The organism is Actinophytocola sp., from assembly GCF_045807065.1.
Classification (GTDB): domain Bacteria; phylum Actinomycetota; class Actinomycetes; order Mycobacteriales; family Pseudonocardiaceae; genus Actinophytocola.
Genome location: NZ_JBJMIE010000765.1, coordinates 21,019 through 28,106, shown reverse-complemented (window position 1 = coordinate 28,106; position 7,088 = coordinate 21,019). Strand labels below are relative to the sequence as shown.

The window sequence follows — 7,088 nt, the reverse complement described above, 5'->3', positions numbered from 1 at the left end:
CCGCCCAACCCCCACAACCCGGCGGCGCCACGCTCTTCGGGCAACTACTCGGTAGTGCTCAGCCCAGCAGGATGAGCAACAGGAAATGACTCTCCATGTGCAGCCTCCCTCGGCGTCCGGTTACAGGACCACCCGAAAGTCCACTCGGGAATCAGACCCGGGCACCGAGAACGAGGCCTAGCACCACGCCGATCGTGAACAACCAGAATCCCAGTCGCACGGCGGCGGAAACCGTAAAGATGTACCTCATGACCGTATCCCCGTCCCTCTTCCCGTTTTCCTTCGGGCAACTAGAGGATCGGCTGAAACGGAATTGGGGACGACGAACGGTGGCACACCCGCTATGTGCCATCTGGCGCATTGTCGCCGAGCCTGCGCAGGACCTCCGGCGCCGACACCACGAACCGCTGCCGGCCCGTGGTGAGCAGCTCGCGGTCACGGAACGCCTTCAGCGCGCGGGCCACGGCACGCCGTGAGGCTCCAATGCTGTCCGCGACGTCCTGCTGTGTCAACGGCATGTCGACCACGACGCCGGCCGGCGAGGAGCGGCCGTGCTCGTCGGCGAGCCGCACCAGGAACGCCGCCACCCGCTGCGCGGTGTCCATCGTCGCGAAGTTGAGCCGCGCCGCCTCCGCGCCGCGCAGCCGCACCGCGAACTGCTTCAGCAACGCGATGCCGACGGCCGACCGGTCGTGCAGGCAGGTCAGGAAACCCTCGTGGGTGAACTGCGCGAACTCGGTCACCTGCAGGGTCTCGATCGTGGCCGTGCGCGGCCACCCGTGCAGCGCGGCGATCTCGCCGATGACGTCGCCGGGACCACGCAGTCCGAACAGCACCACCTGCCCGTCCGGGGCGTTGGCGTACGCCCGGACCCAGCCGGACAGCAGCACCAGCACGTGGTCGGTCGGGTCGCCCTGGTGCATGACCGCCGTGCCGGCCGGCAGTTTCCGGATCCGGGCGCGACCGAACAGGAAGTCGCGGTCGGCGGGCGCGAGGTAGTGCAGGAAGGTGCCGCTCCTCGGTTGCTCCACTAGGTCGCCCACCGCATGCCGTAGCTCAGCCCCTGGTGCAGCCGGGAGAACTCCAGCGTCACCTCGCCGAGCCGGTCGGGTTCGAGCAGCGCGTCCGCCGGTTCGAAGTCGTCGATGGCCCGGGGTGGGATGCCGTCCAGGCGCCAGATCCGCCGCGGCACCTCCGCGCCGAACCGCACGCGCACGGTGAACTGGTCACACGGCTGCAGCGGCGTGAGCACGTAGAACGGCGGCATGAGCGCCCGGGGGTTCGCCGTGAACCGCACGCCGTACTCGTGCTTGTCCCCGGCACGCAACGGCTCCGGCAGCCGCACCACGAACCGCCGGTGGCTCGGGGTGACGCGCTCGATGAGCGTGATCTCCCCGCCGTAGAGCACGCTCGCCTCGATCGGGCTGTCCGCGGCCAGGCCGGGTGCCGGCGCCGACAGCCGCATCTCGAACCCCTCGAGGTCGTCCGCCTCGGCGACGATCGTCCGGTCCTCCACGAGCTGGGGCGGGTCGACGTCCATCCGCAGCAGGGCACGCAGCGAGCACACGTGCCAGCCCTGCGACAGCCGCGGATCGTCGACCAGCTCGTCGAGCTGCTCGGCCAGGATCCGGAAGCCCACCTTCATGCGCCGGATCGCGGCACGCGGGTGGTCGCGGTTGATCTGGTGCGCGGCCCAGCTCATCCGGTCCTGCATGAACTGGTGGTGAGCCTGCGGGTGCAGCGCGAGCGCCGCGAGCACCGAGACCTTCAGGTCGAAGGGCAGCCGCTCGCACAGCTCGGTCAGCCGCGTGCCGACCTTCCGGCGGACGGTGACCGGGGAGTCCGCCGCCGTCACCCCGCACGCTCTTCGCAACCCAGGGCCGATCCGGTCGGCGGCCTCCCCCGCCTGCATGCCGCGCCCCCGCGGAATTTCCAGGAGCTCGTCGAAGGTCGTGCTCAGCATCTGAACATCGTTACAGACCGGCGATTGTCAAGTCCACTGACGAACTGTCCGATAATTGTCGGTGGTCCGAACGTGGGACATATCTTTGACAAATACGCGCGAAGGCCCCCGAGAAAAACGCGGACCGCTACCGTCGAAAACTACGGGTTCGGCCGATCGTGGGGCGTGAGGCATGAGGATGCCGAGGAGCGGAGCCGGCGGTACGGCCGCGGCTCCCGAGCGCGACGACACGACGCGGCACCTCTGTGCCGCGGCGCACCTCGACGCGCGGTTCACCGATCGGGTGAACCGCGAGTTCCTCGCCGAACCGGTCCCCGCGGCGCCACCCGTCGCAGGGGTGTGGGCGGTCGCCGTCCTGGCGGAGGCGGTCGCCGCCCGCGCCCCGCGCGAGAACCGGGCCACCGTGCTCGTGGCGTCGATCGCCGGGCCGCTCGGCACGCTCGCGCCGATCGTCGTGATCACGTGGCTGCTCATCGCGGTGATCGTCCACGTCGGGCTCGCGCGGGGCGGGCTCGGCCCTCGACCCGGGGTGGTGCGGCGGCTGCTGCCGGCGACCAGCGGCACGCTGGTCGCCGGCGCGCAGTTCGTGGTGCCGCTCGCGTGGCACCTGTTCGGCGCCCGGCACCTCCGCGCCGGGCCGACCGCCGTCCCGTACCCGTTGCTGAGGGGGCCGCGGGTACGGGCCCGCCCGGGGCTCGACCCGCCGCCCGGCGCGCGGGCGCCGCGGCTGTACGGTGTCGCCGGCGCCACGACCGTGCTCGTGCGCCCGGCGGCGAAGGCGGCGTGGTAGATGGAGAACGGTTGGTGGGCGCCGGTTGTCACGGACAGCAGGGCGAACCGGCTGGGTTTCGTGGTCGACGTGGTCAGCTACGGGCAGCGCAGCGAGCCGGCGCAGGAGCGGATCCAGCACCGCCTGCACGCGTTGCTCCGGTCCGTGGTCGCCGACGTCGGCGACGACTTCGACGAGGTCGCCCGGGACAGCGGCGCCGGTGACGGCACGGTGGTGTTCCTGCCGACCGACGGGGACCCGACCGAGCGGCTGCCGGCCCTGCTGCGGTCGGTCGCCCGGCGCCTGGCCGAGGACAACGCGGTGGCGGGGGACCGGATCCGCCTGCGGATGGCGGTGGGCAGCGGCGTGGTGGCCGACGGCGACCGCGGCTTCGCCGGACCGATGGTCGTGAACATCAGCCGGCTCGTGGACAGCGAGCCGCTACGCCGCGCCGTGGCCGAGAACCCCTCCGCGGACCTGGCGGTGCTGGTGCTGGGCTCCGTACGCCGCGACTTCGCCCCCGGCTACGTGCCACTCGTGGCGGACTGCGTCGAACTGGTGGACGTGGCGATGAAGGAGTTCCTCGACCAGGCCTGGCTCTGGGTGAGCAGACCCTAGGGCTGGTAGGTGCCGAACGACCAGAGGTTGCCCTCGGGGTCGCGGGCCGAGTACTCGTGCGAGCCGTAGTCCATGTGCGCCAGCTCGCGGACGATCGTCGCGCCCTCGGCGACCGCCCGGGCGTGGTGGGCGACCGGGTCCGCCACCACGACGTACAGGCTGATCGGTGAGGCCAGGGGAACGGCCTCCTGCCCGCCGAGCCAGCCGTCACCGCGCGGCCCGCTGACCAGGACCTTGCCGGTGCCCAGTGCCAGGACGGCGTGCTGCACCACGCCGTTGTCGTCGTGGAAGACCTCCTCCTGGGTGAAGCCGAAGGCCTTGGCCAGCCAGTCGATCGCGGTGTTCGGGTCGGCGTAGCGGAGGGCGGGGTGGATGCTCATGCGAGCGAGACTAGGTCGCGGGCACCCACGGGTATTGGACGGAAGGGAACCGCGCGAGGTACTCGCCGGGTGTGGTGGCGGCGAACTCGCGGAAGTCGCGGTTCATGTGCGCCTGGTCGTAGTAGCCGCAGGCGGCCGCCGCCGCCGCGATCCGGGTGGTGGGCAGCAGGCGCAGCAGCTGTTCGAACCGCAGGATCCGGGCGACGGTCTTGGGGGCCAGACCGATCTGGGTGTGGAAGCGGTTGACCAGGTGCCGGCGGCTCCAGCCGACCTCGCGGGCCAGCTCGGTGATCGTGATGCCGCCGTGCGCCTGCCGCAGGCGGTGCCAGGCCCAGGCCACCTCCGGCGCCGGTTCCGGGCCCGCGTCCGTGAGCCGCGCCAGGTCCTCGGCGAGGTGGTCGGGCCGCGGTTCGGCGAGCTCCGCGAGGTCGACGACCTGGTTGGCCAGCTCGTTCATCGGCACGCCGAACAGCCGGTAGGCACCGAGCGGGGACAGCTTGAGGTCGAGGCAGTCGATCTCGCCGCGCTGGTCGACCAGCGACCCGCGGTCGGTCAGCCCCGCGACGAAGGCGCTCGGCAGCCCGCCGAACGGCTCACCGAGGTTGATGATCACGGTGACGGTCGTGGCCGGCGTCGCGAGCCACGTCGTGCCGGCTCCCGCGGGCTGGCGGAAGTGCACGGGTTCCCGGACGTGCAGCGGCGTGTCGACCATCACACGCCCAGACTAGGCAATCCGTTGTTGCACATACCTGGTGATTGCAGCTCCTTGGTATCTAGGCTGTGGTGGTGTCCCAACCCGTAGCGATGCACATGAGCGACGGCCTGATCAACGCGCCCACGTCGATCATCTTCGGCGGTGTCGCCGTGCTCGGCATGGCCGTCGCCATGGTCGGCGCCCGCCGCGACCTGGACGACCGGACCGCGCCGATGGCCGGGCTGGTCGCCGCGTTCGTGTTCGCCACCCAGATGCTGAACTTCCCGATCCTGCCCGGCGTGAGTGGCCACCTGCTGGGCGGCGCGCTCGCCGCGATGCTGGTCGGGCCGTGGGTCGGCGCGCTGTGCGTCGGCATCGTGCTGGTCGTGCAGGCGCTGGTGTTCGCCGACGGCGGCCTGACCGCCCTGGGCGCCAACATCACGAACATGGCCCTGATCGGCACCGCCGCCGGCTACCTTGTCGCGCTGGCGTTGCGGCCGCTCGCGGCCCGGAGCAGGTCGGGACTGTTCGCGACCGCGTTCGTCGCCGCGTTCTGCAACACGGTCATCGCCTCGCTCGGCTTCGTGCTGGAGTTCGCGCTGGGCGGCGACGCGGCGTTCTCCCTGGCCGGCGTGGCCGGGACGATGATCGGCCTGCACGTGCTGATCGGCATCGGCGAGGGGCTGATCACCGCGCTGACGGTCACCGCGGTGGCCGCCGTCCGGCCGGACCTGGTCCACCTGCTGCGGGGCACGGCCAAGCCGCTGGAGGTGCGGGCATGAGGAAGAGGTGGCGTTTCTTCGCCGGGTTCGCCCTGGTGGCGCTGGTCTGCGCGGGCGTGCTGTCCTACTTCGCCGACTCGAGCCCCGACGGCCTGGACAGCGCGACCCTCACGGGGTGCGAGGTGGTGCGGACCGACCACGGCGAGCAGTTGACGGGCAACTGCATCGCCCAGCGCGCGGGCCACCACCAGCTGTCGGACAGCCCGCTCGCGAACTACGCGGTGGGCGGCGACAGCCGCTTCACCGGCGTGGCGGGGGTGCTGGGGGTGCTCGCCACGGCGGTGGCCGCGGGCGGGCTGTTCTGGCTCCTCCGCCGGCGACCCGGCGACCGCGAGAAGACGGGCCCGTGAGCGCCGGCCACGCCCAGCACCTGCTCCACCACCCCGGCGACTCACCCGTGCACCGGCTGCCGGCGCAGGTGAAGATCGTCGCGGCGCTGCTCACCGTGCTGTGCGTGGTGGCCACGCCGCGGACGCAGTTCTGGGCGTTCGGCCTCTACCTCGTCCTGGTCGTCGCCGTCGGGCGGATCGCGCGGGTGCCGGCCGGCCACTTCGCCAGGCGTGCGTTCATCGAGGTCCCGTTCGTCCTGGTCGCGGTCCTGATGCCGGTCCTCGGCGGCGCGGCGGGCGCGCTCGCCGGGTGGAACATCCTCGCCAAGGGCACCCTCGGCGTGCTCACCTCGCTCACCCTCGCCGCGACCACCACACCGCGCGACCTGATCGTCGGCCTGCAGCGCCTGCGCACCCCGGCCGTCCTCACCACGATCGCGACCCTCATGCTCCGCTACCTGGACGTCATCGCCGCCGAGGCGCGGCGGATGCGGCTCGCCCGGATCTCCCGCGGCCACGACCCGCGCTTCCTCTGGCAGGTCGGCGCGACCGCACGCGGCATCGGCGCCCTGTTCATCCGCAGCTACGAGCGCGGCGAGCGGGTGCACCTCGCGATGCTGTCCCGCGGCTGGACGGGTGCCATGCCCGACCGCGGGGTCGCCGCCCGCCCCGCCACCTGGCTCACCGGCCTCGTCCCGGTGCTGGTCACCGCCGCCGTCCTGGCCACGGCAGTATTGGCGCGGTGACCCCCGCGCTCGAGGTGAAGGGCCTCGCCTTCGCCTACCCCGACGGCCACCAGGCCCTGTACGGCATCGACCTGCGGGTCGAGCCGGGGGAGCGGGTCGCCGTGCTCGGGCCCAACGGTGCCGGCAAGACCACGCTCGTCCTGCACCTCAACGGCGTGCTCACCGCCGGCGCCGGGCACATCGAGGTCGCCGGCCTGCCCGTGAACAAGGCCAACCTGCACGAGATCCGCCGCCGCGTCGGCATCGTCTTCCAGGACCCCGACGACCAGCTGTTCATGCAGACCGTCCGCGAGGACGTGGCGTTCGGCCCGGCGAACTTCGGGCTGCGCGGCGAGGAGCTGGACCGGCGCGTGCGGCGGGCGCTCGATGCCGTCGGCATGGCCGAGCACGCCGACCGGTCCCCGCTGCACCTGTCCGGCGGGCAGCGCCGGCGCGTCGCGCTCGCGACGGTCCTGGCCTGCGACCCCGAGATCCTCGTGCTGGACGAGCCGTCCGCGAACCTGGAGCCGGTCGCGCGCCGCGAGCTGGCCGAGGTGCTGCTGTCGCTGCACCGCACCATGCTGATGGTCACCCACGACCTGCCCTACGCCCTGCAACTCTGTCCGCGCAGCGTCCTGGTCGACGACGGGGTGGTGGTCGCGGACGGCCCGACCCGCGAGCTGCTGGCCGACGAGGCGCTGCTCGCGGCACACCGCCTGGAACTTCCCTACGGGTTTCGCCTCGACAGCGTGTGACGGGCTCCGGCCGCTGTTCGACGGCTCGCTCCGGCCGCTTTCGCCCGCGACCTGCCAGGTGGCAGCGGTGCGC

At 72.3% G+C, this 7,088-nt stretch carries 10 protein-coding genes; 6 read left to right on the top strand and 4 right to left on the bottom strand.

Annotated elements, in window-relative coordinates; translation table 11 throughout:
- Positions 1-341: 341 nt before the first annotated feature.
- Together ACJ73U_RS44820 and ACJ73U_RS44815 are read right to left on the bottom strand one after the other, a co-directional pair.
- Entirely contained in the window at positions 342-1,031 is a 690-nt protein-coding gene (locus tag ACJ73U_RS44820) for a Crp/Fnr family transcriptional regulator (RefSeq protein WP_407783892.1), read from the bottom strand.
- Positions 1,031-1,963 (bottom strand): hypothetical protein, encoded by a 933-nt coding sequence (locus tag ACJ73U_RS44815; RefSeq protein WP_407783891.1) that lies wholly within the window; start codon positions 1,961-1,963, stop codon positions 1,031-1,033. The genes ACJ73U_RS44820 and ACJ73U_RS44815 overlap by 1 nt, the downstream gene beginning before the upstream one ends.
- A 172-nt stretch (positions 1,964-2,135) precedes the next feature.
- On the opposite strand from ACJ73U_RS44815, the gene ACJ73U_RS44810 reads away from it, so the two are divergent.
- Together ACJ73U_RS44810 and ACJ73U_RS44805 are read left to right on the top strand one after the other, a co-directional pair.
- On the top strand, positions 2,136-2,753 hold the full coding sequence (locus ACJ73U_RS44810) for a hypothetical protein (protein ID WP_407783890.1): 618 nt from the start codon (positions 2,136-2,138) through the stop codon (positions 2,751-2,753).
- Positions 2,754-3,350, top strand: a complete 597-nt coding sequence (locus tag ACJ73U_RS44805; RefSeq protein WP_407783889.1) for a hypothetical protein — start codon at positions 2,754-2,756, stop codon at positions 3,348-3,350.
- On the opposite strand, the gene ACJ73U_RS44800 is transcribed toward ACJ73U_RS44805, so the two are convergent.
- Together ACJ73U_RS44800 and ACJ73U_RS44795 are read right to left on the bottom strand one after the other, a co-directional pair.
- Positions 3,347-3,730: a VOC family protein gene (locus tag ACJ73U_RS44800; RefSeq protein ID WP_407783888.1), complete on the bottom strand. Its 384-nt coding sequence runs from the start codon at positions 3,728-3,730 to the stop codon at positions 3,347-3,349. The two genes, ACJ73U_RS44805 and ACJ73U_RS44800, sit on opposite strands and share 4 nt — an antisense overlap.
- 10 nt (positions 3,731-3,740) lie before the next feature.
- Positions 3,741-4,442: a helix-turn-helix domain-containing protein gene (locus ACJ73U_RS44795; RefSeq protein WP_407783894.1), complete on the bottom strand. Its 702-nt coding sequence runs from the start codon at positions 4,440-4,442 to the stop codon at positions 3,741-3,743.
- 74 nt (positions 4,443-4,516) lie between these two features.
- Here ACJ73U_RS44795 and ACJ73U_RS44790 point away from each other — a divergent pair, with 74 nt between their 5' ends.
- The 4 genes from ACJ73U_RS44790 to ACJ73U_RS44775 are packed head-to-tail and all read left to right on the top strand — an operon-like array spanning position 4,517 to position 7,015.
- Entirely contained in the window at positions 4,517-5,206 is a 690-nt protein-coding gene (locus tag ACJ73U_RS44790) for an energy-coupling factor ABC transporter permease (RefSeq protein WP_407783887.1), read from the top strand.
- Positions 5,203-5,556 carry a PDGLE domain-containing protein gene (locus ACJ73U_RS44785; protein ID WP_407783886.1) on the top strand — a complete coding sequence of 118 codons (354 nt, stop codon included), beginning with the start codon at positions 5,203-5,205 and terminating at the stop codon, positions 5,554-5,556. The genes ACJ73U_RS44790 and ACJ73U_RS44785 overlap by 4 nt, the downstream gene beginning before the upstream one ends.
- Positions 5,553-6,281: an energy-coupling factor transporter transmembrane component T family protein gene (locus ACJ73U_RS44780; protein WP_407783885.1), complete on the top strand. Its 729-nt coding sequence runs from the start codon at positions 5,553-5,555 to the stop codon at positions 6,279-6,281. Before ACJ73U_RS44785 ends, ACJ73U_RS44780 begins: the two co-directional genes overlap by 4 nt.
- Entirely contained in the window at positions 6,278-7,015 is a 738-nt protein-coding gene (locus tag ACJ73U_RS44775) for an energy-coupling factor ABC transporter ATP-binding protein (protein ID WP_407783884.1), read from the top strand. The genes ACJ73U_RS44780 and ACJ73U_RS44775 overlap by 4 nt, the downstream gene beginning before the upstream one ends.
- The last annotated feature ends 73 nt before the right edge of the window (positions 7,016-7,088 follow it).